Genomic DNA, 23,914 nt, shown 5'->3' with positions numbered 1-23,914 from the left:
CGTCTGGTTCACAATGTTCTTATAGCGAACATGTATTCGCTATAAGAACAGCGTAAGCCTTCTCGTGTCGGCCGTCAAGCGAGGGTCGGCCCGAGGGGGGAAACGCCGGTCTGGCGCAGGCGACGCGGTGGCGTGTGTCGTGCGGTGGAACCGGCGACACAAATCCATTACGCTTGCCGTTCCATTGCCTATCGCCATCCGCCTTTTCCATGACACCCGTGCCCAACGACGCTACCGAACCGACCGACAAGAAACCGGGTGACTCCTACGTGCAGTCGTTTGCGCGCGGGTTGGCCGTGGTCAAGGCGTTCAACGCGACGCGTCCAGCGCAGACGCTCTCTGAAGTCGCACAAGCGTCGGGCCTCACCCGTGCGGGGGCGCGCCGCATTCTGCTCACGCTCGAAGCGCTGGGCTACGTGCGAAGCGAGGGGCGCCTGTTTCGGCTCACGCCGCGCATTCTCGACCTTGGCTTTTCGTATCTGACGTCGATGCCGCTGTGGAATCTGGCCGAACCATTCATGGAGGCGTTGGTGCAGCAGGTGCACGAGAGCAGCTCCGCCTCGGTGCTCGATGGCGACGACATCGTCTATGTCCTGCGCGTGCCGGTACGCAAAGTGATGTCGATCAACCTGTCGATCGGCAGCCGTCTGCCCGCATGGTGTACCTCGATGGGGCGCGTCATGCTCTCGGCGTTGCCCGACGACGAACTCGACGCTGCCTTGCGCCGCGCGGACATTCGTCAGCACACGCGCCGCACGGTGACGGACGTCGATACGTTGCGTCAGCGCATTCTCGACGTGCGCGCCCAGGGGTGGGCCATCGTCGATCAGGAGTTGGAAGAGGGGATGATTTCGATCGCTGCGCCAATTCGCAATCGCGCGGGGCAGGTGATCGCGGCGATGAATGTCAGCGGTCAGGCCAACCGGACGTCGGCGGCCGAAATGGAAGCCAAATTCCTCGCCCCGCTGCTATCGGCGGCGCAGAAGATTTCGCAGATGGTGGTGGTGTAACGCCCGCACGTGCGTTGCTTGCGCTGTCTCGCGTCGAACAAAGCGGGGCGCCCGATGGCCGGGCGCCCCGCTTTTGCTTGTGTCACGCGTGCGGACCGTCCGTCGAACCACTCGCCGCGTTACCCAGTGCGCCCGCGCGCGCCAGCCGAAGCGCCGAAAGCAGCGTGTCGTGATCGCCGATCTGGTTGGCGAGCAGCAGGATCAGTTGCGCGTTGGCGGCCTGACTTTGCGCCTCGTCGAGATCTCGGTGCATGTCGATCAGGGCTTCGTAGAAATCGTCCGGACGCGTCAGACGCGGTTGTGTATCGAGTGCCATGAAGGGGCTCCTTACTGCGGGATCGATGGGATCGGGATGTGGGTCGATGCGTTTGGCCAGAGGCACGTCAGGCCGCGCATTGCATCGGCGCGACTTCCGGGGCTGTACGTCCCAGGGCGCGTTCGCGCGCGGCGGCAATCGCCGTCGCGTCGACACTGCGCCACCGTGCGCACACGTGTTGATCCGGACGAATCAGATACACCGTTCCCGGCGCGGCGTCATAGCGTTGGGCCGCCAGGCCTTGCGCGTCGTGCCAGACGCTGTGGGGTTCGCCGTGCGCGTCCTGCGCCGCTTCGGCATCCGGCGTGACGAACAACGGCATGACGGGCACGCTGTCGTTCGCAAGGGCGTCGAGGGCCGCGAGCGATGCCGCATCGAGCGACGCCGGTGCACCGAATACGAGCGCGACGAAACGCCCGCCCAGGCGCGGCAGCAGCCAGCCGTCCTGCCCATGCCGGACGAGCGGCGCGTCGACGCAGGCCGTGCCCGGGATCATGCGGCCGGCAAACGTGTCGCGCTCGGACGTATTCAGTGTCGACTCGCTCAGCACGGCGGGCACGGACAGCCGCCCGCTGTTGACCAACTGACGCGCAAACGCATGATCGCGGGCGAGCATCAGCACGGCATCGCGAAAGACCCGCGAGACCGGGCTCTTGGGCGTGATGAAATCGGTGGAGCGCGTCGAGTTACGGATGTTTTCGTCGGCGGCGAATTCGCGTTCACGGGCGTAGGTATCGAGCAGCGTATCCGGTGCCTGGCCGGCGAGCACCAGCGCCAGTTTCCACGCGAGGTTCTCCGCATCCTGCACGCCGCTGTTCGCACCGCGCGCGCCGAACGGCGACACACCATGCGCGGCGTCTCCGGTGAACAGCACATGACCGTGACGGAAGTCGTCCATGCGCAGGCACGAGAAGGTATAGACGCTGACCCACTCCAGGCTGAATTTGGCGTCCGGTCCGAGCAAGGCTTGCACGCGCGGGATGACGCGCTCGGGCGTCTTCTCGACGGCCGGGTCGGCATCCCATCCCAACTGGAAATCGATGCGCCACACGTTGTCGGGTTGACGATGCAGCAGCACGGATTGATTCGGATGGAACGGCGGATCGAACCAGAACCAGCGCTCGGTCGGGAAGTCTGCCGTCATCTTCACGTCGGCGATCAGGAAGCGGTCCTTGAATGTGCGTCCGTGGGTGTCCACACCAATCAACTTGCGCACGGGACTGCGCGACCCGTCGGCGGCCACGACGTAGCGTGCGCTGGTTTGATACTCGCCGTCGGGCGTCTCGACCGTGAGCGTGACGCTCGCCTCAGGCGTGCCGGGCATGCCCTGCTGCGTGAGTCCGACGACCTTGTGCTTCCAGCGGATGTCGATGTTCGGCAGTTCGCGTGCGCGCTCGTAGAGATAGCCTTCGACGTAGTACTGCTGAAGATTGATGAACGCCGGGCGATGGTGTCCCGCTTCGGGCAGCAGATCGAAGTTGTAGACCTCCTGATCGCGCAGGAACACGCGGCCGACGTTCCAGCACACGCCCTTTTGCACCATGCGCTCGCCACAGCCGAGACGGTCGAAGATATCGAGCGTACGCTTGGCGAAACAGATGGCGCGCGAGCCGGCCGAGAGCGTGCAGTCGTCGTCGAGCACGATCACGGGCACGCCCTGCTGCGCAAGGTCGATGGCGCTGGCCAGTCCCACCGGCCCCGCGCCGACCACGATGACCGGGTGGATCTCACCTGCGGCGTTGCCGGACTGTTCTGCGCAAGGCTGGTAATCGAACGTCAGGCGCTGGTAATCGATGCTGCTCATGCAATGTCTCCATCGTCGGCACCGCACCGGCGCAAGCGCCCCGGCGGGTTCCGCTTTTTACTTTTGATGTTGCGCTCGGCGCGAACTCAGTCCTGAAGGGCGGTCCACATTTCCTTGTCGCGCTGCGCCGTCCAGATGCGCGGATGCGTGATGCCGCTCGCTTCGTCGAACGCGCGGGTCACATCGAACGGCAGGCAGTGTTCATAAATAAAGACATGACCGAACTTCGGATCCATCTCGCGACGCGTGAGCGCCATCGCCCCCTTCAGATCGAGCTTCTGTTCGACGGCCTGCTTGCCCGCTTCAAACAATGTCGTCACGAAGTCCTTCGTGTACGCCAGGCCCTTGGCAACATCGTCGGGCGTGGTCAGGGCAGGGCCCCGGCCCGGCACAAGCTTCTCGGCGCCGAGCGCGGCCAGCGCGTCGAGCGTGGCCGGCCATTCGGCGAGTTGCGCGTCACCGGTGTAGCAGGCGGCGTCGTACTCGACGAGGTCGCCCGAGAACAGCACCTTTTGCGACGGCAGCCACACCACGGTGTCGCCCTTGGTGTGACCCGAACCGAGGTGCGCGATCTTCACTTCGAGCTTGCCGAGGAAGAGCGTCATTTCCTTCTCGAAGACGAGCGTCGGCCATGTGAGGCCCGGCACCGTTTCAACGCCGGCGAACAGACGCGGAAAGCGCTCGATCTCCGACTTCATGTCGGCTTCGCCGCGCTCGACGATCATCTCGTACGTGCCACGGCTTGCGATGATCTGCTGCGCGCCTTCGGCGAAGTAGGCCGACGCACCCAGCACGCGCACGGCGTGATAGTGCGAGAGCACCACATACTTGATCGGCTTGTCGGTGACTGTGCGGATTTTCGCGATCAGATCCTGCGCCATGGCGGGCGTGGCTGTCGTGTCGACGATCATCACGCCGTCGTCGCCGATGATGACGCCGGAGTTCGGGTCGCCCTCGGCCGTGTAGGCCCAGGTGTTTTCCGACAATTGGGTGAATGTGACCTTCTTGGTTTCCAGGTCGGCTTGCGAGGCGAATGCTTTGGCCATGCTTGTCTCTCTCTTATCTTGTCTGCGGGGATGATGCGACTGATGGGGTGGATGAAGCCATCTTACGAAATGCCCTTAATATTTGTCAATGACAAATAGTATCGTTATTTGCTAATGTTGCGTCATGGCGATGGAATGACGTTCCCGTCTTGGGTTAACCCCGAGGAACATCGGGAACGATGCCATTGCGGGCGTCGACTTGTTTAGAATCTAGGCCATTTTCCTTCGGGAGCCCGCCTCCCTTGATCGCATGAATCGAATTCCGATGGACGGCACGGTCGACGCGAGCGGCCAACCCGGGCGTGCCTCGCGCGGCGTGCAAAGCGTGGACGTGGCGGCGCGCGTGCTTCAGGCACTGGCGCAGGCACACCGTGCGCTGGGGCCGGGCGATCTCGCCGCGCTCGCCGGGCTGCCGCCTGCGCAGGCGCATCCGTATCTGGTAAGCCTCACGCGGCTCGGCTTGCTCAAGCGAGACCCGATGTCGGGCGACTACACGCCGGGCCCGATGACGTTGCGTCTCGCGTTGCTGCATCTCGAGAACGACCCGGCGTATCGCGCGGCGGTGCCGCGTGTCGTTGCGCTGGCACGGGAGACGGGGCTTTGTGTCGCGATCTGCACGAGTGCGCCGCAGGGCCCGCTCGTCGTGCATTTCGAGCGTGCGGCGTTTCCGTTGCATGTGAATTTGCACGTGGGATCGGTCATGTCGCTCACGACGACGTCGACCGGGCGGGCGTTTTGCGCCTTCACCCCGCAGGCGCAATGGCCGCAGGCGTGGCATGAACAGATGCCGACATCCCCGAGCGAGCGCGAAGGTTTCGATGCGCTGCTCGACGAGACACGCGCGCACGGTGCGGCGCGTAGCGTGAATACGCCGAGCCCGTCGGTGAGCAGCCTGTGCGCGCCGGTGTTCGATGCGAGCGGGCGGCTGCGTCTCGCGCTCACCGCGATCGGGCCGACGGCCGCCCTCGATGTCGCCTGGGACGGCGCGGCGGCGAATGCGTTGCGCGCGACGGCGAGCGACATCGCCGCGCAAGTCGATGCTCGTGGCGCAGACGGCAAGGAGGGCGCATGAAAGCGACGCAACGCCGAAAGGAAACGCACGAGGTGCCGGACGACGTGGCATCGATGCCCGCGAAACCGCAGCGCGGCATTCAGGCGCTGGAAAGCACCGGGGCATTGCTCGAGGCGCTGGCGGCGGCAGGGCGTCCGCTGCCGCTCAATGCGCTGGCGCGCGACGCGGGGATGGCGCCAGCAAAGGCGCATCCGCATCTGGTGAGCCTGCAACGTGCCGGCTTGCTCTCGCGTGATGCGAACGGCAATTTCGAGGCGGGGGCGCTCAGCCTTGAACTTGGCTTGATGGCATTGCAGCGTCTCTCGCCTACGGGGGAAGCCGAGCCGGAGATTCTTGCGCTGGCTCACGCCACCGGGCTGTCGGCCGCGATGGCCGTGCTGGGGCCGGTCGGCCCCACGGTGGTTCGGCTTGAGGAAGCGATGCGTCCGCAGCACGTGAGCTTGCGCATCGGTACGGTGCTCTCGTTGGTGAACACCGCCATGGGGCGCACGTTCGCGGCGTTCCTGCCCGATGCGGTACTCGAGGGCATGCTCGCACAGGAATCGGTGCGCATGGCGGGCCTCGGCGCGGAAGGGCGCGCGTCGACGCCGCCAGCCGACTTTGCCGCGCGGTTGAAGGCGATTCGCGAACAACGATTCGATACGGCGCAGAGCAATCCCGTGCCCGGAATCGACACGGTGGCGGTACCGGTGTTCGATCACACGGGGGAAGTCACGCTGGTGCTTGCGTTGATGGGGTCGGCGGGCAGTTTCGAGACGGCGCTGGACGCATCGCCGGCGCAGGCCTTGCTGGCGGCGGCGCGCCGGCTGTCGTGGCGCTTTGGCGCCGTGGGCCGGGCGGACGGCGCGGATGGTTCGGTTGGCGCGGTGGGGTAAGCGCGCGGCGTCGACACAGTCGCGCTGCGAGAGCCGTATCGGTACAGACCGATCCCGGCCGAGACGTCATTCGGCCGGGCGAAGTTTCAGCAAGTCGTCAATGAATGGCCAACGCGTTGGCCTGTGCGTTGGCCACGCCGGCGACCACGTTCACACCGAGATTGCCCGAGGCGCCCATCAGGGCCCGGTCACCCAGCGACGCGCTCGGCACGCCGGTCAGGATCGTCGTATTGCGGATCGTCTGACGGGTATCGACCGCAATGCGCGAGGCGTTCGCCAGCACAAGCTGATTCGACTGCAAGTTGAGCGCGCCGGCGGCAACGTTGACGCCAAAGCTGCCGTGCGCGTTACGCAGCGCGTCGGTGCCGAGGGTGGCGGTCTGGCCGCCACGAAACACGGCGTCACTGGCGAGGGTTTGGCGGGTGGAGAGATTGACGACGGTGGCGTCGTTGAGGGGGGCGGCGAAGGCCGGCGCGTGGGCGACGGTCAGCACGAGGGCACTCAGCAAAGCAATACGCGGCATATTGATTTTCCCCAGAGAGTCCGTTGGGACGGATATCTGGTTATCGGCGCCTGAGGCGCTCGGGTTGAAGGAAATTTTCATGTGCCGCGGATACGCCGGGCGTTGATGGATTGCCCCGGCACCGGCGCGTTGCGTCACTGAAAGCCGCGATCATTCCCATAACCGCCGCGGCGCGAATTTTCGCATGACGACGCGCGCTTGCGTCGCCATGCCTTTCCTTCGGATATGGCTGGCCGAGCGTGCCTTGACGCGCGAGATTACGCCGGTTCTCCCGCGCCGTTCGCGAGTTCTGCCGCTGTGACGTGCGATCGCGTTGCCGCTTCCTGCTGCACCGACGCCGATTTCTTGTGGTCGATCAGCAACACGGCGACGACCGCGATGACGGCGGGAATGGCGATTGCCATAAAGTTTTGTTGCAAAGGCAGCGACAGGCTCACCAGCATGCCGATCGCAATGGGCGCGAGAATGGCACCGCTGCGTCCCACCCCGGAGGCCCAGCCGATGCCCGTGCCGCGCGCGGCCATCGGATAGAACTGTCCCGCGTAGGCGTACGTGACGATCTGCGTGCCGATGGTCGACGCCCCGGCCAATCCCACCAGCACGAAGAGCACCGGCGTCGGTACCTTCACGCCGAGCAGCGTGATGGACACGGCGGCGAGCGCATACATGCCCACAAGTACGTACTTGATGTTGAAACGGTCAGCGAGCCAGCCGCCGCCGATGGCGCCGAGCATCGCGCCAAAGTTCAGCACGAGCACAAACGTGAGCGCCGAGCCGAGGCTGTAACCGGCGCTTGCCATGAGCTTGGTGAGCCACGAGCTGAGCGCATACACCATGAACAGACACATGAAGAACGCGACCCACAGCATGACGGTGCTCACGCCTCGCCCGTCCTGAAACAGACGCGAGAGCGGCGCAGCCTGCTTGCGATCCGTCGAGGCCAGCGCGAACTGATCGCCCGGCTGCGCGACATAATCCGGCGCGAGGCGGGCAAGCACTTGCTTGAGCGCGTCGAGACGGCCGGTGCGGATCAGGAACGGCATCGACTCCGGCAGTGCCTTCATTGCGAACGGCACGAGCAGCGCGGGCAGACCTGCCGCCAGAAAGACGGACTGCCAGCCGTGCGTTTCGATCAGCCCCTTGCCGAGCAGCGCCGCGAGCATGCCGCCCACCGAATAGCCCGAGAACATGAGCGTGACGAGCGTGGCGCGCAGGCGACGCGGCGCGTACTCCGTCATTTGCGCGACCACGATCGGCATCACGCCGCCGATGCCGACACCCGCGAAGAAGCGCGTCACGGAGAAGCTGATCGGCTCGTGCGTGAATCCGGCCATGGCGGTGAACAGCGAGAACATCAGCACACAGATGGTGATGGCTTTGCGACGGCCGATGCTATCGGCCACCATGCCCATCGCAATGGCGCCGAACATCATGCCGAAGAGGGCGGCGCTGACCATGAAGCCGGCACTGGTGGCGTCGACGTTCATCGCTTTCATGATCGAGGGCAGCGCAATGCCCGCGACCGCGAGATCGTAGCCGTCGAAGATGATGATGAGCGCGCACCAGAGCAGGATGCGGTAGTGATAGCCGTTCAAGCGGGCGTTGTCGGCCAACTCATGTACGTCGATAGGTCGCATGCGAGTGTCTCCATTACGAATCCGCCCTCCGTCGAAATGCGGAGAGTCTTGGGGGGATGTCTTGACCGACGCAAGCGGCACCAGGCCGGGCTCCATCCGGGCGGCCGAGGACCGTTGCCGAGGAAGCCGACTGCCTCAACACACCTCGATGGGCAGTCATTTATGCAATATTGTGCATGCAGTAAACGCGAAATGACGATCTGCTGCAAGGACAATTTGCCCGATTCAGGGTTTTACAGGAGGAAACGAGGCGCGTAAGTGCCTGTTTAATTGTGGTGGCGGCGGGCGCGGAGGGGGAGTGGTGTGCGGCGGCAGGACACCGCCGCACGAAGATGCAGGATGCAACTTATTGCTTGGCGACCGAAAACGGCGGGAGCTGATAACTCCAGGTCTCGCTCACGGCCTTGCCGCCGGAGACGAGGGCGGCCCGCAGTTCCACGACCTTGGCCGGGTCCTTGACCATCACGCGCAGATTCAGGCGCATGCCATGCGTGACCGGGTTCGGTTGCAGCGTCTGCTCGATGAGGGTGGCGTTATCGCTCACGCTGACCTGTGGCGTGACCGATCCGGCGGGCAGCGTGGCGAGCGGGCCGCCGTCGAAGTCCACGATCAGCCCCGTGCTGCCGTCGAAGTGACGGATCAGGTTGGCTTGCGTAATCTCGCCTGCCGTGCGCAGCGTCTGTTTCACCCAGGCCAGACGTCGATCGACGATGCCGCGCTCATTCATCGTCCAGTGGATCGTGTAATCGGCCTGCAGCGGCTGCCCCTTGGGCGGCAATTGGTCAGGTGTCCAGAACGCGCCGATGTTGTCGTTGGTCTCGTCCGGCGACGGAATCTCCACCAGCTCGATATGTCCCTTCCCCCAGTCGCCCTGCGGCTCGATCCAGGCGCTTGGGCGAAGATCGTAACGATCCTTCAGGTCCTCGTATTGCGCGAAATCGCGCCCGCGTTGGAGCAGGCCGAAGCCGCGCGGATTCGTCACCTGGAACTGACTGATGGCCAGATTGCGCGGATTGTTCAGCGGACGCCAGATCCATTCGCCATTGCCGGCGTGAATGGCCAGGCCGTTCGAATCGTGCAGCGCCGGACGGAAGTTGTACGGATCGCGCTGCTGATTCGGTCCGAACAGGAACATGCTCGTGAGCGGCGCGATGCCGAGCTTGGTCACCGGTGCGCGCAGGAAGACCCGTGCCTGCACCTTCAACAGCGAATCCTCGCCGGGCGTCAGATCGAAACGATAGGCGCCGGTGGCGCGCTTCGAGTCGAGCAGCGCGTAGAACACCAGGTGCTTGTCGCCCGCGTTCGGCCGTTCGATCCAGAACTCGCGAAAGGCCGGGAATTCCTCTGCGATGGGCAGGCCCGTGTCGATGGCCAGGCCGCGCGCCGAGAGTCCGTAGACCTGTCCCTTGCCGATAACGCGAAAGTAGCTCGCGCCGAGTACGCTCATGATTTCATCGAGCTTGCCCGGTTCGTTGATCGGGTAAAGCACGCGAAAGCCCGCGTAGCCGAGGTTGTGCGTGGCGCTGCGGTCGAGCTTGAGATCGCCGAAGTCGAAGCGGCGCGTGTCGTACTTGATCTCGTCGATCTTGGCGTTGCCGCCGGTGCCAACGATTTCATTGATCTTCACCGGCGTGCTGAACTGCATGCCCTGATGATAGAAACCCAGCTTGAACGGCGAGGGCTGATCGTTCCATTCGAAGGCGTCGCGCCGCGGCTGGATCTTGATGTAGTCGCCGAACGGCATCTTGGCGAAGGCCGGCGTGAGGTTGCTCACTGGCGCGACGTAAGGTTTGTCGGCGAGCGCCTTCGCGCGGGCCGTGACGTCGTCGAGCGAGAAGGCATGGGCATGCGCCGCGCCCAGCAGGGCCGCACCCGTGACGAAGGCGGCCACGAACGAGTGTGCGCGTCGATGCCAAGACTTGGCGAGGGGAAGCAGAACCACGAAATTCTCCAGTCGTTGGGGGGGGGGCGTATCGCGTCCGATGGCATCGCGACGTTCGCGAAAGCCGGGACGAACGCCTTCGGGAAAAACCAATTGTGGCAAAGTATCGCACTTCGCACTTCGAGTTACGCACCCGGATCGTTGCGCCGGTATGGGTAACGCCAGTTGATACGACGCAAGGCGCTGCCGCGCGATCTCGCCGGTCATCCAAACGTCGCGCCACATTGGATCGCTATCAGATGAGAATGTTCTCCGCACTGGCGCTCGCGGCCAGTCTCGCGGCCGCACCGGCCTTCGCCGACACGCCTGCCGCCTTGGGCAACGGTGCTCAAGGCAATCCCCCGGCGGCCATGCCGTCTGCGTCCGCCAAGCGGGCGTTCATCGACGACCTCATCGCGCGTATGACGCTCGAGGAGAAGGTCGGCCAATTGCGCCTGATCAGCATCGGCTCGGATATGCCGCAGCCGCAGCTCATCAAGGAGATTGCTGCCGGTCGCGTAGGGGGCACGTTCAACTCGGTCACGCGCAGCGACAACCGCCCGTTGCAGGACGCGGCCGTCAAGCAAAGCCGCCTGAAGATTCCCATTTTCTTCGCCTACGACATCGTGCATGGGCATCGCACCGTGTTCCCGATCAGCCTCGGCTTGGCATCGAGCTGGGATATGTCGGTGGTGAAGCAAGCCGCACGCGTGGCCGCCATCGAAGCGAGCGCCGACGGGCTGGATGCGACGTTCGCGCCGATGGTCGACATCTCGCGCGATCCACGCTGGGGGCGCACCTCGGAAGGCTTTGGCGAGGACCCGTACCTGGTTTCGCAAGCCGCGCGCGCGAGCGTGCAGGGATTCCAGGGCACGTCGCCGGCCAACCCGGACAGCCTGATGGCCTTCGTGAAGCACTTCGCGCTCTACGGTGCCGTGGAGGGCGGACGCGATTACAACGTCGTCGACATGAGCCCGATGCGCATGTACCAGGACTATCTGCCGCCGTACCGCGCCGGGATCGACGCCGGTGCGGGCGGGGTGATGATCGCGCTGAACTCCATCAACGGCACGCCGGCCACGTCGAACAAGTGGCTGCTGCGCGATCTGCTGCGTGACGAATGGGGCTTCAAGGGCGTGACCGTGAGCGATCACGGCGCGATCGAAGAGTTGATGCGTCATGGCGTGGCGAAGGACGGCCGGGAGGCCGCGAAGCTGGCCATCGAGGCGGGCGTCGACATGAGCATGGCCGACGTGCAGTACCTCAAGCAATTGCCGGGGCTGGTGAAGTCGGGCGAGGTGCCGATGCGCGACATCGACGACGCCGTGCGCGAAGTCCTCGGCGCGAAATACGACATGGGCCTGTTTGCCGACCCCTATCGCCGGATTGGCAACGCGGCGCAGGATCCGAAAGATGTGAATGCACAGAGCCGTCTGCATCGTGACGCCGCGCGCGATGCCGCGCGCAAGTCCATTGTCTTGCTGGAGAACCGGCACGACACACTGCCGCTGGCCAAAGCGGGCAAGGTCGCGGTGATCGGGCCGCTCGCGGACGCGAAGATCGATATCCTGGGGAGCTGGTCGGCCGCGGGCGTGGCGGCGCAGGCCGTCACCCTGCTGCAAGGGGTGCGCGATGCGCTGGGCCCGCAGGCGCAGGTGACTTACGCGCGCGGCGCGAACATCACCGACGACCCGCGCGTGGTGCAATATCTCAACTTCCTCGATTGGGACAATCCGGAAGTCGTGCAGGACAAGCGAGCGCCGCAGCAGATGATCGACGAAGCCGTGCGAGTCGCGCGCAACGCCGACACGCTGATCGTGGCGGTGGGCGAAGCGCGTGGCATGTCGCACGAGGCGTCGAGCCGCACGAGTCTGTCGTTGCCGGGTAGCCAGTTGGCGCTGTTGCAGGCGCTCAAGGCGACCGGCAAGCCGCTCGTCGTCGTGCTGATGAACGGTCGCCCGCTCGATCTGAACTGGCCGAAGGCCAACGCCGACGCCATGCTCGAGACGTGGTACACCGGCACCGAAGGCGGCCACGCGATTGCGGACGTGCTGTTCGGCGACTACAACCCGTCGGGCAAGCTGCCGATCTCGTTCCCGCGCTCGATCGGCCAGATCCCGACGTACTACAACCAGTTGCGCATTGGTCGTCCGTTCACGCCGGGCAAGCCGGCCAACTACACCTCGCAATACTTCGAGGAAGACTCCGGTCCGTTGTATGCCTTTGGCTACGGCCTGAGCTACACCTCGTTCGCGGTGTCGAAGGTGACGCTATCGAGCAAGACACTTGAGCGCGGCGGCAAGCTCGATGCGAGCGTGACGGTGCGCAACACCGGCAAGCGCGAGGGGGCGACCGTCGTGCAGCTCTATTTGCAGGACGTTGCCGCGTCGATCGTGCGTCCCATCAAGGAGCTGAAGGGTTTCGAGAATGTGAGCCTGAAGCCCGGCGAATCGCGCACCGTTCACTTCGCGATCGATGAAAGCCTGCTGAAGTTCTACAACGCGAAACTGCAATACGTGGCGGAACCCGGCGACTTCAATGTCGAGATCGGGCTCGATTCGCAACACGTCGAACAGGCCTCGTTCACGCTGCAGTGATGGCACTATCTGTCGCGGCGTATTGTCGCGATTTGACGTACCTCACGTCTGCGTCTGGAATTCCTCTCGAAGGAATTCCACGCAGGCACGGACCTTGGCCGACGACGCCACGCGCGACGGATACACGGCCCAGACGTTGGCCGGTTGCGTCACGTCGGGCAGCACCTGCACCAGATCCCCGCGCGCGATGAGCGCTTCCACGTCCCACATCGAGCGCAGCACAATGCCCTGTCCGTCGAGCGCCCACTGCACGGCCACCTCGCCGTGGTTCGTCGACAGTGGCCCCGTCACCTTGAGCGCGACGGCCTCGCCGCGCTGTTGCAGCCGCCACATGCCGAACGGATGATCGCGTTCCTTGATGACGATGCACGCATGGCCGGCCAGATCGCTCAATTGACGCGGCGTGCCATGTGCGTCGAGATAGGCGCGCGAGGCGCACAGCACGCGATGATTGTCCGCGAGCTTGCGGGCGATCAGATGCGGCGCGATATCGTCGCCGATGCGCACATCGAGGTCATACCCCTCCGCCGCCACGTCGACGATCCGGTCGAACAGGTCCAGCCGCACGTTGAGCTGTGGATGCAGCGCGCGCAGCCGCGACATGGCGGGCGCCACCGCATGCCGTCCGAAGCCGAAGCTGCTCGACACCCGCAGCGTGCCGCGCGGCACCTGCCGCGTGCTGGAGACGTCCTCGATCAGGTGATTCACGTCGTCGAGAATTTTTTCCGCCCAGGCGTACACCCGTTCCCCTGCGTCGGTGATGGCCACGCGCCGGGTCGAGCGATGTAGCAAGCGCGTGCCAAGGTCGGCTTCGAGCATGCCGACGCGCTTGCTCACATACGCGGGCGAGACACCCAGCGCTTCGGCTGCCGCAGAAAAGCTGGCACGGCGCGCGACCTGGCAGAACACACGCAGATCGTCGAGATTCGGGTTGACGGGCAGAGGTTTATTCACGATTCGTGGATAGTGGATTAACCGATTGGGGGATTTTATCCGCGTTGGAATGGAATAATCTAGCGTCATCGTCCAACCCTCAGGAGAGACAGACCATGACCGACACGTCCCAGCGCCCTGCGCGTCCGTTCAAGATCGCCGTGATTCCGGGCGACGGCATCGGTAAAGAGGTGATGCCCGAAGGCCTGCGCGTGCTCGACGCCGCCTGCCGGCGCTTCGGTATTCCCGTCGACTACCAGCACATCGAATGGGCGAGCTGCGACTACTACGCCAAGCATGGCCAGATGATGCCGGACGACTGGAAGCAGCAGCTCGACGGCGTCGACGCCATTCTGTTCGGTGCCGTGGGCTGGCCCGAGACGGTGCCCGACCATATCTCCCTGTGGGGGTCGTTGCTCAAGTTTCGTCGCGAATTCGATCAGTACATCAACCTGCGCCCGGCGCGTCTGTTCGATGGGGTGCCGTCGCCGCTGGCGGGCCGCGAGGCGGGCGATATCGATTTCCTGATCGTGCGCGAGAACACCGAAGGCGAGTACTCGTCGGTCGGTGGCGTGATGTTCGAGGGCACGGAGCGCGAGTTCGTGGTGCAGGAGTCGATCTTCACGCGCCACGGCACGGAGCGCGTGCTGAAGTTCGCGTTCGATCTCGCGCAGCAACGTGAGCGCAAGCACGTGACGGTGGCGACCAAGAGCAACGGGATTTCGATCTCGATGCCGTGGTGGGACAAGCGCGCGGCCGAGACGGCGGCGAAGTATCCGGACATCACGTGGGACAAGCAGCACATCGACATTCTGTGTGCGCGATTTGTGCTCAATCCGGATCGTTTCGACGTGGTGGTCGCGTCGAATCTGTTTGGCGACATCCTGTCGGATCTGGGACCGGCCTGCACCGGTACCATCGGCATTGCACCGTCGGGCAATCTGAATCCGGAAGGCAAATTTCCGTCGCTGTTCGAACCGGTGCACGGGTCGGCGCCGGACATCGCAGGCAAGAACATCGCCAACCCGATCGGCATGATCTGGACGGCCGCGATGATGCTCGACTTTATCGGCCGGGGCGAAGGCCGCACGCGTGAGGCGCACGACGCCATTCTCGCGGCGATCACGCAGGTCATCAAGGACGGGCCGCGCACTGGCGATTTGGGTGGGCAGGCGAACACGACCGAAGTCGGTCAGGCGATTGCCGCCGTGGTCAGCGCGGTCTGAGCGGGATAAGCGGGATAGGCCGGTAAGGGCGGTCGCGGTTGCTGCGACCGCGTGAGCGTGTGAGACGTGTCGAGCGGGCCGAGCGATGGCGCCGCCGCCCGCTCACGCGCCCGCGCGTTGGCGCACCCGTTCGCCACCGAAGGCGCGCGGGCGCGGGGCGTCGACACGCTCACGCAGCAGCGCCACCGCCCGCTGAGCGCGCGCCGACAGCGGCCACTCGGCACGGTGGATCAGCCACAGCGTGTCGACCACCGGCGGGCCGCAGTCCACCACGCGAATGGCCGCCTGCGACGCGAACGCCTGCCGCGCGTATTGCGGAATGATGGTGAACCCCAGCCCCCGCGCAACATATTCGAGAATCAGGCCAATCTGGTTCGTGCAGCCCTTGCACGGCAGGCTCTGTACGCCGGGATTGCCGGGGAAGCGACGGCTCAACAAGCGCGTCGACATCGCCTCGCCATCCGGGTGATCGATGTACCCGATGCGCTTCAGGTCCTCCCATTTGTGCACGTCTTCCCCCGCCGGAACCACGAGTTCGAGCGGCTCCTGCGTGAACGGCGTGGCGGCAAGCCGCGGATCGTCCGGCCGCAACGTCACCAGGCCCAGCTCGAAACGATTCTGCAACACGCCTTCGAGCACCTCCCGGTCAGGCGCGAAGCGATGCTGCACGACCATCGTCGGGTTGGCCTTCTGCATGTCGAGCAGGATCGGACACAGGTACAACCCGATGCTGCCCGGCGTGATGAGTGTGATTTCACCGCAATCGTCGTCCGCATCGTCCAACCGCGAGCGAAGATGCCGCGCCGCACACTCGACTTCGCGGCAATAGGTCAGCAGCGCCTGGCCGGCGGGCGTGAGTTCGATGGCGCGCGGACGCCGTACCAACAACGGCCCGAACTCCGCTTCCAGATGCTTCACGTGCTGGCTCACGGCCGCCTGCGTCAGGCCCAACCGGTCGGCGGTGCGCGTGAAGTTACCGAGCTCGGCGAGCGTGGCGAACGATTTGAGCCACTGAGGATTGACCATAATGAACTGTTATCAATTCGATAATGTGTGGATGGTTTTCATTATAGCGCTGTGCGACTAACATGGCGCTGGTCGACCTGCCACGGTCGAGGCGCTGCGAAACACCGACATCCGACAGGGTCTTCAGCGACCGATGTCGTCCGTCAGCGCCGCTCCCCTGACTCCAAGAGAAACCCATGTCCGCCCTGTTTTCCCCGTTTGAATTGAAAAGCGTCAAGTTGCGCAACCGTGTGGCCATTCCGCCGATGTGCCAGTACAGCGCCGTCGACGGTCTCATCAACGACTGGCACCTCGCCCATTACGCCGGACTGGCGCGTGGCGGCGCCGGGCTGGTGATCGTCGAGGCGACCGCCGTCTCGCCCGAAGGCCGTATCTCCCCGGGATGCACCGGACTGTGGAACGACGATCAGGCGCAAGGCATGGCGCGCATTGCGTCGGCCATCAAGGCGCACGGCGCGGTGCCCGGCATTCAGATCGCGCACGCCGGCCGCAAGGCCAGCGCCAACCGCCCCTGGGAGGGCGACGATCACATCGGTGAAGACGATCCGCGCGGCTGGCCGACGATCTCGCCGTCGGCGGTCGCTTTCGGCGCGCATCTTGGCAAAGTGCCCAAGGCGATGACGCTGGACGACATCGAACGCGTGAAAGCCGACTTCGTGGCGGCCGCACGCCGTGCGCTGGCGGCGGGCTTCGAATGGCTCGAATTGCACTTTGCCCACGGCTATCTGGCGCAGAGCTTCTTCTCGGTGCATGCGAACCATCGCGACGATGCCTACGGCGGCGACGTGGCGGGACGCAGCCGTTTCTTGCTTGAAACGCTCGCCGCCGTGCGCGAGGTGTGGCCCGAGCATCTGCCGCTCACGGCACGTTTCGGCGTGCTCGAATACGACGGCCGCGATGAAGAAACGCTGGCGGAATCGATTGGCCTCACGCGGCAGATGCGTGAAGGCGGTCTCGATCTGCTCAACGTGAGCGTCGGTTTCTCGACGCCCACCGCGAATATTCCCTGGGGCTCGGCGTTCCTCGCGCCGATCGCCGAGCGCGTCAAGAAAGAAGCGGGGATTGCCGTGGCGTCGTCGTGGAGTATCGACGATCCGCATGCGGCGCAACGCGTGGTGGCCGACGGCCAGATGGATCTCGTGATGATCGGCCGCGCACTGCTCGCCAACCCGCACTGGCCGTATTACGCGGCGCGCGAATTGGATGTGGCGCGTCCGTCGTGGGTGTTGCCCGCCCCGTATGCGCACTGGCTTGAACGCTATCGCGTGCAACGCGCCGCCTGATCTCGGCGACGCGTCATGAACAACGCCCCCGTAGGTCGGACGATGTACGGGGGCGTTGGCATTTCAAGCGAGGTTCAAACGCTCGCCGTCACCAGTTGATATCGACGCAGAGCACATGCAGGCCTTGCTTGGCCGGTGTGGCGATGGAGGCGGTCACGCACAGGTGAGCCTCGTTGATCGAGAGATAGGGCGAGGTGAAGTGCACTTCGCCGGGCGCGCGCATGGCGTCGATGAAATAAGGCCGCCGTGCCCAGTTCGCCCCCTCCGAATGCAACAGCGGACGGAACCGCTTGGCGCGCTGTGACGAATGGTTGTGCGGCAGCACGTTGTCGCCGATCTGGCGTCCGGCGGCATCGAGCAAGAAGCAGCGCGCGGCATCGGGCAGCGCGAGCAGGTCGTGCGTTGCGTGTCTGAGGTCCTGCCCCTGAGCCAAGTGCGCGGCGGCAGCCTCGATGCCCGCCACATACGGCGCAAGCCGCGCATGCTCGGCCCGTTCGCGCTCGACGAGTTGCGTGCGCAGCGCCGACGACAGCGCGTCCATGCGCTCGGCCGCGACCTTCGGCGGCACGGGGTCCACATCCGGCCCCGCGAAGTACAGCCCCTGCACGAAGTCGACGTTGCACTCCAGCGCGATGAGCGCTTCGCGATCCGTCGCGAGGCCGCCCATCATCACCAGTTGTCCCGATTCGTGCAACAGCGACACGAGCCCGGGCAGGACGCGTGCCAGATGCGATTGCTCGGTCGCCTGCGCGAGAATGCCGCGATCGAGCACCACGATGTCCGGGCGCAGGTCCCACACCCGGTCGATGTTCGAATGCTTGGCCCCGAAGCCGCCCAGCGCGATCAGGAAGCCCGCCTTGCGCAGGCTGCCGACGATGGCGCCGAAACGCGGGGTGTCGCCGCCCGCCTGCTCCGGCACTTCGAGCACCACGCGTTGCGGCGACAGGCCGATGGCCTTGAGCGTGGCGATGAGTGCGTCGCCGTAGACAGTATCCATCAGGGCGGCGGGGTGCAGGCTCAGGAAGAGCCACGCATCGCGGCCGTCGAATTCATGGAAGTTGCCCAGATGCAGCGATTCGGCCAGTCGGCCCAGTTCGAGCATGTCGCCGTGCCGCGCGGCCAGCGTGAAGACTTCGTGCGACGGGATGTGGCGACCTTGCGCGTCGTGCGCGCGCAGGGACGCGTGATAGCCGATGGCGCGCCGGTGCGAGACCGAGAAAACCGGCTGGAAGACGCTGCAGATCGTGAAGTCGCCGTAAATGACGATGCGCCGGCCGTCTTCGGCCGCCGTCAAACGGGGCGGCAGCAAGCCGGGGGCGTCGAGATCGATCATGGTCATGGTAGGGACGGGCGCGGGGCAGCAGGGTTAAGTACAGGATAGATGAGCAAGAACCGTGCTCAAAGGCGCCCGGCGGCGCCGGCGCTATTGTCCCTGATTTTCCGCGATTTTTCGCCCGAGAGACGACGCATCGCACCAGCGTGCGTCGCCTTCGCACCAAACTGGGGCCTTGGCGTTAGGGCGCCCGGCATCGCGCCGCCGCCGGATGTCCGTCCCGGCGCGGCGGCGCGTGGCCCTTCAATGCTCGGTCACGCCGGTCCCGTGCCATACATTCTGGCGGCGCTGGCGGCTGCCGATCCACGCCGCGGACAGCGCGCTGATGAGGCCGGCGCAGAGTACGTAGATGCAGATCATCCACGGCTCCCCGCCATTCTTCTGCAACAGGTAGGTCGCGATGATCGGGCTCAGGCCGCTCGCGAAGATGCCCGAGAACTGGTAGACGAAGGAGATACCGGTGTAGCGGACCTTGGCGTCGAACAGTTCCGAGAAGAGGGCGGCTTCCGGTCCGTAAATCGAGGCGTAGATCACGCCCAGCGGAATCACGATGGACAGCCAGACGAGCATCACGTTGCCGCCGCTCGCTTTCATCAGCCAGAACCCGGCGAACGACGACAGGCCGGTCGCAAGCGAGCCCCAGAAGTAGATGCGCGTGCGGCCAATGCGATCCGACAGCTTGCCGAAGAACGGAATGGTGAAGATCATCACGAACGCGGCGGCCATCACGCCGGTGAGCGCTTCGGTCTGCGACAGTTTGAGCGTCTGCGTCAGGTAGGAGATCGAGAACACACCGAAAACGTTGAAAAACACGCCGTCGATGAAGCGCGCGCCCATGCCGGCCAGCACATTGCCCGGGCTGCGCATGAGAACTTCGGCAATCGGCATCTTGATTTCGGTGCCCGCTTTCTTGATCTTCGTGAACTCGGGCGTCTCCATCACGTTCAGGCGAATGTACATGCCGATCGCCACCAGACCCACCGACAGGAAGAACGCCACGCGCCAGCCCCACGCCAGGAACTGGGCCGTGGTGAGGGTGTACGACAGCAGAGCAACCACGCCAGAGGCCAGGCACAGGCCGAGCGCGAGGCCCACCTGCGGAAGGCTGGCGTAGAAGCCGCGCTTCTCCTTGGGCGCATATTCGAATGCCATGAGCACCGCGCCGCCCCACTCGCCGCCGAGACCGATGCCCTGCAGCACCCGCAGCACGAGCAGCAGCACTGGCGCCCACAGGCCGATTTGTGCATACGTCGGCACCAGCCCGATGAGCATCGTGGCAATGCCCATGATGGTGAGTGTCATCACGAGCATGCTCTTGCGGCCGAGCTTGTCACCGAAGTGCCCGAAGATCACGCCGCCCAGCGGCCGGCTGAGAAAGCCCACGGCGAACGTGCCATAGGCGAGCATCGTCGAGACGAGCGGGTCGCTGCCGGGAAAGTACAACTTGTTGAACACGATGCCGGCGACGACGCCGTACAGGAAAAAGTCGTACCACTCGATGGTGGCGCCGATCAGGCTGGCGACGACGACACGGCGCATCTGCCGGGCGTCGGTCTGCTTCGATGCATTCATGGTTGTCTCCGAATCTTGTAATGGTTGGGGCTGACGTGACTGGCTAAATGGCGACGGCAACGCGTGCCGCTTCCGCTGGCGGCGCCTCACTGCCGCGAATCTCCTGCATGCCCGACCCCTGCTTCCTGTCTTCGAGAATCATGTCGGCCGCTTTCTCGGCGATCATGATGGTCGGTGCATTCGTGTTGCCCGAAACCAGCTCGGGCATGATCGACGCGTCCACGACACGCAGCGCCGCGAGACCGTGCACGCGAAGGCGGTCGTCGACGACCGACATCGGGTCGTGACCCATCCGGCAAGTGCCCGCCGGGTGATAGATCGATTGGCTGAACTGCCGCGCGGCCTCAAGCAACTCGTCGTCGCTCTGATACTGCGCGCCCGGGATGAACTCGCTGATGATGTGCGGTGCGAGCGACGGGGCGGCGGCAATGCGGCGCGCCACCTTGATGCCGTCGATCACCACGCGATGGTCGCGCTCATCCGACAAATAGTTGGCGTGGATCGCCGGGTATTGCAGCGGATCGTTTGACCGGATCTCGACGCTGCCCCGGCTGAACGGGCGCAATTGGCACACCGACGAAGTGAACGCCGAGAACCGGTGCGCACCCTTGCCCGGCTTGTCGGCCGAGAGCGGCTGCATGTGGAACTGGATGTCGGGACGCGTGAGCTCCGGGCGCGAGCGCGTGAAGATCGTCACCTGACTGGCGGCGAGCGTGAGCGGCCCCGTGCGGAACATCGCGTATTGCAGGCCGATGAGCGCCTTGCGCAGCGGGTTGTTGACTTCGTCGTTGAGCGTGCGCTCGCGGGTCTTGAAGACCAGGCGCACTTGCAGGTGGTCTTGCAGGTTCCGGCCGACGCCCGGCAGCGCATGCCGCAGCGCGACACCGGCCTTCGCCAGCACCGTCGTCGGACCGACCCCTGAATTTTGCAGCAACTGCGGCGACCCGATGGCCCCGGCCGCGAGAATGACCTCGACGCGTGCGCGTGCCTTCTTGCGCTCGCCGTTCTGCAGATATTCGACACCTACCGCACGCTTGCCTTCGAACAGCACGCGGCAGGTCTGCGCACGCGTCTCCACCACCAGGTTGCGACGCCCGCGAGCCGGCTTCAGAAAGCCCTTCGCCGTACTCCAGCGAAAGCCCCGGAACGCCGTCTGCTGGAAGTAGCCGACGCCTTCCTGCGTCGCGCCGTTGTAATCGGCGTTGAACGGAATGCCGGTGTCGTTCGCGGCGGCGATGAAGTGTTCCGCGATCGGGCGGCGCAGGCGCAGATCGGACACCTTCAGCGGGCCGCCCACGCCGTGATACTCGTTGGCACCGTGCTCCTGATCTTCGGATTTGCGGAAGTACGGCAGCACGTCGGCATAGCGCCAGCCACGATTGCCCAGTGCCGCCCAGTGATCGTAGTCTTCGCGCTGTCCACGCACGTAGAGCAGCCCGTTGAGCGAACTTGAGCCGCCCAGCACCTTGCCGCGCGGCCAGTCGATCTGCCGGTTGGCCACGTTGGCGTCGGCCTCGGTGCGATAGCACCAGTCGAGTTCAGGGTCGTGCATCGTCTTGAAGTAACCGACCGGGATGTGAATCCACGGATTGCTATCGGGGCCGCCGGCCTCGAGCAGCAGCACCCGGTTTGCCGGGTCCGCGCTCAGGCGATTGGCGAGCACGCACCCGGCGGAGCCCGCACCGACGATCAGATAGTCGACCTCATGTTCCATACCGCTTGTCTCCTGCCTTGCGTCTGCTTCGAATTGGATGAAACGATTTGTTTCGGATTGTTTCGATCCAATGTCGGCGAGCTGTACGCAAATGCCAAGCAAAAAACCGCGTGCGGCGGAAAACTGAAACGGATTTCGCGCTTGGCGTCTCAGAACGAGACGATTGCTGCAGCGCATCTGCGGGGTTTTACTAGGGGTTGGCGCGCGGACTCGATGCGTCGATCGACTGGCGCGCCGCGAGGTCTTTTAGACAGCCCCGGGGTTATCCCGAAGCGGATGATCATCAAATAATTGGTATATTTTGTTTCTTTTATTGTGTTTATGGCGAGCGAGGAGGCGCAATGCGCGAGACGGTCACGCTGGAGGAGGGGGAGTTGCGCGCGAGCGACGAGGCGCGGAATCTGCGTGCGCTGGCCGTCATTGAGCGGCTGGCGATGGCCGGGCAACCCTACACGTTGTCGCAGCTCGCCACGCGTCTGTCGATTCCGAAGGCCACCCTCATGCGCCTGATCGAGGCGCTGGAGGTCTGTGGCTATGTCTCGCACGTGCCCGATTCGCGCGGATCGGAGCGGGGTTTGTCGTTGGGACCGCGCGCGGCGCGACTGGCGCTGGTCACGCTGGCGAACAACAACTTCACGCGTGCGGCGCGCTCGCTGCTGCGCGCGTTGGTCGATCGTGTCGGCGAGACCGTCAACCTGACAGCGCTCGACGGCGACGAGATTCTTTACATCGAACGGGTGGAGACGAACGAGCCGCTGCGCATGCAGATGCATCCCGGCATGCGCGTGCCACTGCACTGTACGGCGAGCGGCAAGCTATTCCTGTCTCAGATGCCGGTGGCGGAACGGCGCGCCGTACTCTCGCGCCTGTCGCTCAAGCGCATGACGCCGCGCACCATCACCGACGTGAGCCTGTTGGAGGCCGAGCTGGACCGGCTGGCCGCGCGCGGCATCGGCATCGATAACGAGGAATTCGTGCGCGGCATGGTGGCGGTGGGCGTGCCGGTGCGCGCACTCGATGACGGCCACGTACGCGCGGTGCTCGCCGTGCACGGGCCGACGGCGCGGGTGACGCTGGAGCAACTGCTGGCCCTGGTGCCCACGCTGCGCGAGACCGCAACGGCGCTCGCGCCGCTGCTCGACTGGCAGCGGGCGGGCAAGGCGGAGGCGTTGGCGAAGCTTGCCGACGCCCAGGAACAGCGCAGAGCCGTCTGACGTGTCAGAACGTCTTGGCGAGTTCCTTCGCGGCTTCCTGCAGTCGCGGCACGAACTCCATTGCCTTGGACAGCGACGTGCGCGAGACCGGGGCATGCACGGCCACGGCGGCGATGCACGTGCCGTCGTCCTTGAGCACGGGCGCAGCCACACAGGCGATGCCCAGGACGAACTCTTCGTTGTCGACGGCAATGCCCTTGTGCGCAATGCGGTCGAGTTCGCTTTCCAGCAGTTCGGGATCGGTGAGCGTGTTCGGCGTGAAGCGTTGCAGCTTCATGGCGCGCAGGAGGGCGGCGCGTTGCTCGCGCGGCAGCATGGCCAGCATCAGCTTGCCGCTCGCACTGCTGTGCGCGGGTACGTGCGACCCCGGTTTGAGATCGAGACGCAGCGGCCACGGCGCTTCCATGCGGTCGAGATAGAGCACCTCGGTCTCGTGCAGCATCGTGAGATTGCACGTCTCGCCCAGATCGGCCACGAGACGGCCAAGAATCGCATGGCGCATGCGTCGAGCACCCGCCTGCATCATCACGCCCAGGCTCAGTTGCGCCAGGCGCGGGCCGATCACATAGGCATTCTTCTGCCCCGGCTCGCGAATCACCAGGCCACCTGCCTCGAGCGAGCCGAGCATGCGGTGCAGCGAGGCTTTTGGCATCTGGATGTCGTGCGCCATGTCGGCGAGCGAGACCGGTGCGTCGGCCGCGACGAGATATTCGAGCAACGCAAACGCCCGCAGGGTCGGGGTATCCGCCTTGTTGTCTGCAGGAGAGTCGAGCTGAAGTGCTGCGTCGTTCATATGCGCCGTTCCGGAAAAT

General features: G+C 64.9%; 19 protein-coding genes. 7 read left to right on the top strand and 12 right to left on the bottom strand.

The genetic code is table 11. From position 1 onward, the window contains the following. Nucleotides 1-209: 209 nt before the first annotated feature. Nucleotides 210-1,010, top strand: a complete 801-nt coding sequence (locus PSO31014_RS11070; protein WP_150551666.1) for an IclR family transcriptional regulator — start codon at nt 210-212, stop codon at nt 1,008-1,010. An 82-nt stretch (nt 1,011-1,092) separates the two neighbouring features. On the opposite strand, the gene PSO31014_RS11065 is transcribed toward PSO31014_RS11070, so the two are convergent. The 3 genes from PSO31014_RS11065 to PSO31014_RS11055 form a co-directional block, all read right to left on the bottom strand. Continuing rightward, nucleotides 1,093-1,326 (bottom strand): DUF2783 domain-containing protein, encoded by a 234-nt coding sequence (locus PSO31014_RS11065; RefSeq protein ID WP_150551665.1) that lies wholly within the window; start codon nt 1,324-1,326, stop codon nt 1,093-1,095. A gap of 67 nt (nt 1,327-1,393) precedes the next feature. After that, nucleotides 1,394-3,130 carry an FAD-dependent oxidoreductase gene (locus tag PSO31014_RS11060; protein ID WP_150551664.1) on the bottom strand — a complete coding sequence of 579 codons (1,737 nt, stop codon included), beginning with the start codon at nt 3,128-3,130 and terminating at the stop codon, nt 1,394-1,396. 86 nt (nt 3,131-3,216) lie between these two features. Next, nucleotides 3,217-4,176, bottom strand: coding sequence for an MBL fold metallo-hydrolase (locus tag PSO31014_RS11055; RefSeq protein WP_150551663.1), 960 nt, complete (start codon nt 4,174-4,176; stop codon nt 3,217-3,219). A 250-nt stretch (nt 4,177-4,426) separates the two neighbouring features. On the opposite strand from PSO31014_RS11055, the gene PSO31014_RS11050 reads away from it, so the two are divergent. Both PSO31014_RS11050 and PSO31014_RS11045 read left to right on the top strand, forming a co-directional pair. Beyond that, nucleotides 4,427-5,248, top strand: a complete 822-nt coding sequence (locus tag PSO31014_RS11050; RefSeq protein WP_246176587.1) for an IclR family transcriptional regulator — start codon at nt 4,427-4,429, stop codon at nt 5,246-5,248. Beyond that, nucleotides 5,245-6,123, top strand: a complete 879-nt coding sequence (locus PSO31014_RS11045; RefSeq protein ID WP_246176586.1) for an IclR family transcriptional regulator — start codon at nt 5,245-5,247, stop codon at nt 6,121-6,123. Before PSO31014_RS11050 ends, PSO31014_RS11045 begins: the two co-directional genes overlap by 4 nt. A gap of 97 nt (nt 6,124-6,220) precedes the next feature. Here PSO31014_RS11045 and PSO31014_RS11040 read toward each other — a convergent pair whose 3' ends face one another. The 3 genes from PSO31014_RS11040 to PSO31014_RS11030 form a co-directional block, all read right to left on the bottom strand. Beyond that, nucleotides 6,221-6,646 carry a hypothetical protein gene (locus PSO31014_RS11040; RefSeq protein WP_150551662.1) on the bottom strand — a complete coding sequence of 142 codons (426 nt, stop codon included), beginning with the start codon at nt 6,644-6,646 and terminating at the stop codon, nt 6,221-6,223. Between the two features lie 257 nt (nt 6,647-6,903). Then, a complete protein-coding gene (locus PSO31014_RS11035; RefSeq protein WP_150551661.1) occupies nt 6,904-8,283 on the bottom strand; it encodes an MFS transporter in 1,380 nt (459 codons plus the stop codon). A gap of 346 nt (nt 8,284-8,629) precedes the next feature. Continuing rightward, nucleotides 8,630-10,174, bottom strand: coding sequence for a glucan biosynthesis protein G (locus PSO31014_RS11030; protein WP_150551837.1), 1,545 nt, complete (start codon nt 10,172-10,174; stop codon nt 8,630-8,632). A gap of 296 nt (nt 10,175-10,470) precedes the next feature. Here PSO31014_RS11030 and bglX point away from each other — a divergent pair, with 296 nt between their 5' ends. After that, nucleotides 10,471-12,801, top strand: coding sequence for a beta-glucosidase BglX (gene bglX / locus PSO31014_RS11025; protein WP_174976488.1), 2,331 nt, complete (start codon nt 10,471-10,473; stop codon nt 12,799-12,801). A 42-nt stretch (nt 12,802-12,843) separates the two neighbouring features. Here the strand turns inward: bglX and PSO31014_RS11020 are convergent, their stop codons facing one another. Beyond that, nucleotides 12,844-13,743: a LysR family transcriptional regulator gene (locus PSO31014_RS11020; RefSeq protein WP_150551836.1), complete on the bottom strand. Its 900-nt coding sequence runs from the start codon at nt 13,741-13,743 to the stop codon at nt 12,844-12,846. Between the two features lie 107 nt (nt 13,744-13,850). On the opposite strand from PSO31014_RS11020, the gene PSO31014_RS11015 reads away from it, so the two are divergent. Then, nucleotides 13,851-14,960 (top strand): tartrate dehydrogenase, encoded by a 1,110-nt coding sequence (locus tag PSO31014_RS11015; RefSeq protein WP_150551659.1) that lies wholly within the window; start codon nt 13,851-13,853, stop codon nt 14,958-14,960. Between the two features lie 102 nt (nt 14,961-15,062). Here the strand turns inward: PSO31014_RS11015 and PSO31014_RS11010 are convergent, their stop codons facing one another. Continuing rightward, entirely contained in the window at nt 15,063-15,986 is a 924-nt protein-coding gene (locus PSO31014_RS11010) for a LysR family transcriptional regulator (RefSeq protein WP_150551658.1), read from the bottom strand. 176 nt (nt 15,987-16,162) lie between these two features. Between PSO31014_RS11010 and PSO31014_RS11005 the strand changes: the two genes are divergently transcribed. Then, nucleotides 16,163-17,269, top strand: a complete 1,107-nt coding sequence (locus PSO31014_RS11005; protein WP_150551657.1) for an NADH:flavin oxidoreductase/NADH oxidase — start codon at nt 16,163-16,165, stop codon at nt 17,267-17,269. A gap of 88 nt (nt 17,270-17,357) precedes the next feature. Here the strand turns inward: PSO31014_RS11005 and PSO31014_RS11000 are convergent, their stop codons facing one another. The 3 genes from PSO31014_RS11000 to PSO31014_RS10990 all read right to left on the bottom strand — a co-directional run bounded on the left by PSO31014_RS11000 (nt 17,358) and on the right by PSO31014_RS10990 (nt 21,888). Beyond that, a complete protein-coding gene (locus PSO31014_RS11000) occupies nt 17,358-18,608 on the bottom strand; it encodes an EAL domain-containing protein (RefSeq protein ID WP_150551656.1) in 1,251 nt (416 codons plus the stop codon). A 237-nt stretch (nt 18,609-18,845) separates the two neighbouring features. Next, entirely contained in the window at nt 18,846-20,174 is a 1,329-nt protein-coding gene (locus tag PSO31014_RS10995; RefSeq protein WP_150551655.1) for an MFS transporter, read from the bottom strand. Between the two features lie 43 nt (nt 20,175-20,217). Next, entirely contained in the window at nt 20,218-21,888 is a 1,671-nt protein-coding gene (locus PSO31014_RS10990; protein ID WP_150551654.1) for a GMC family oxidoreductase, read from the bottom strand. A gap of 341 nt (nt 21,889-22,229) precedes the next feature. Between PSO31014_RS10990 and PSO31014_RS10985 the strand changes: the two genes are divergently transcribed. Next, nucleotides 22,230-23,102: an IclR family transcriptional regulator gene (locus PSO31014_RS10985; protein WP_150551653.1), complete on the top strand. Its 873-nt coding sequence runs from the start codon at nt 22,230-22,232 to the stop codon at nt 23,100-23,102. 4 nt (nt 23,103-23,106) lie between these two features. Here PSO31014_RS10985 and PSO31014_RS10980 read toward each other — a convergent pair whose 3' ends face one another. Then, nucleotides 23,107-23,895 carry an IclR family transcriptional regulator gene (locus PSO31014_RS10980; RefSeq protein WP_130024881.1) on the bottom strand — a complete coding sequence of 263 codons (789 nt, stop codon included), beginning with the start codon at nt 23,893-23,895 and terminating at the stop codon, nt 23,107-23,109. Nucleotides 23,896-23,914: the final 19 nt, after the last annotated feature.

This window comes from Pandoraea soli, assembly GCF_902459595.1.
GTDB lineage: Bacteria > Pseudomonadota > Gammaproteobacteria > Burkholderiales > Burkholderiaceae > Pandoraea > Pandoraea cepalis.
The sequence above is the reverse complement of the archived record's forward strand: the minus strand, read 5'-3'. Positions and strand labels throughout refer to the sequence as shown.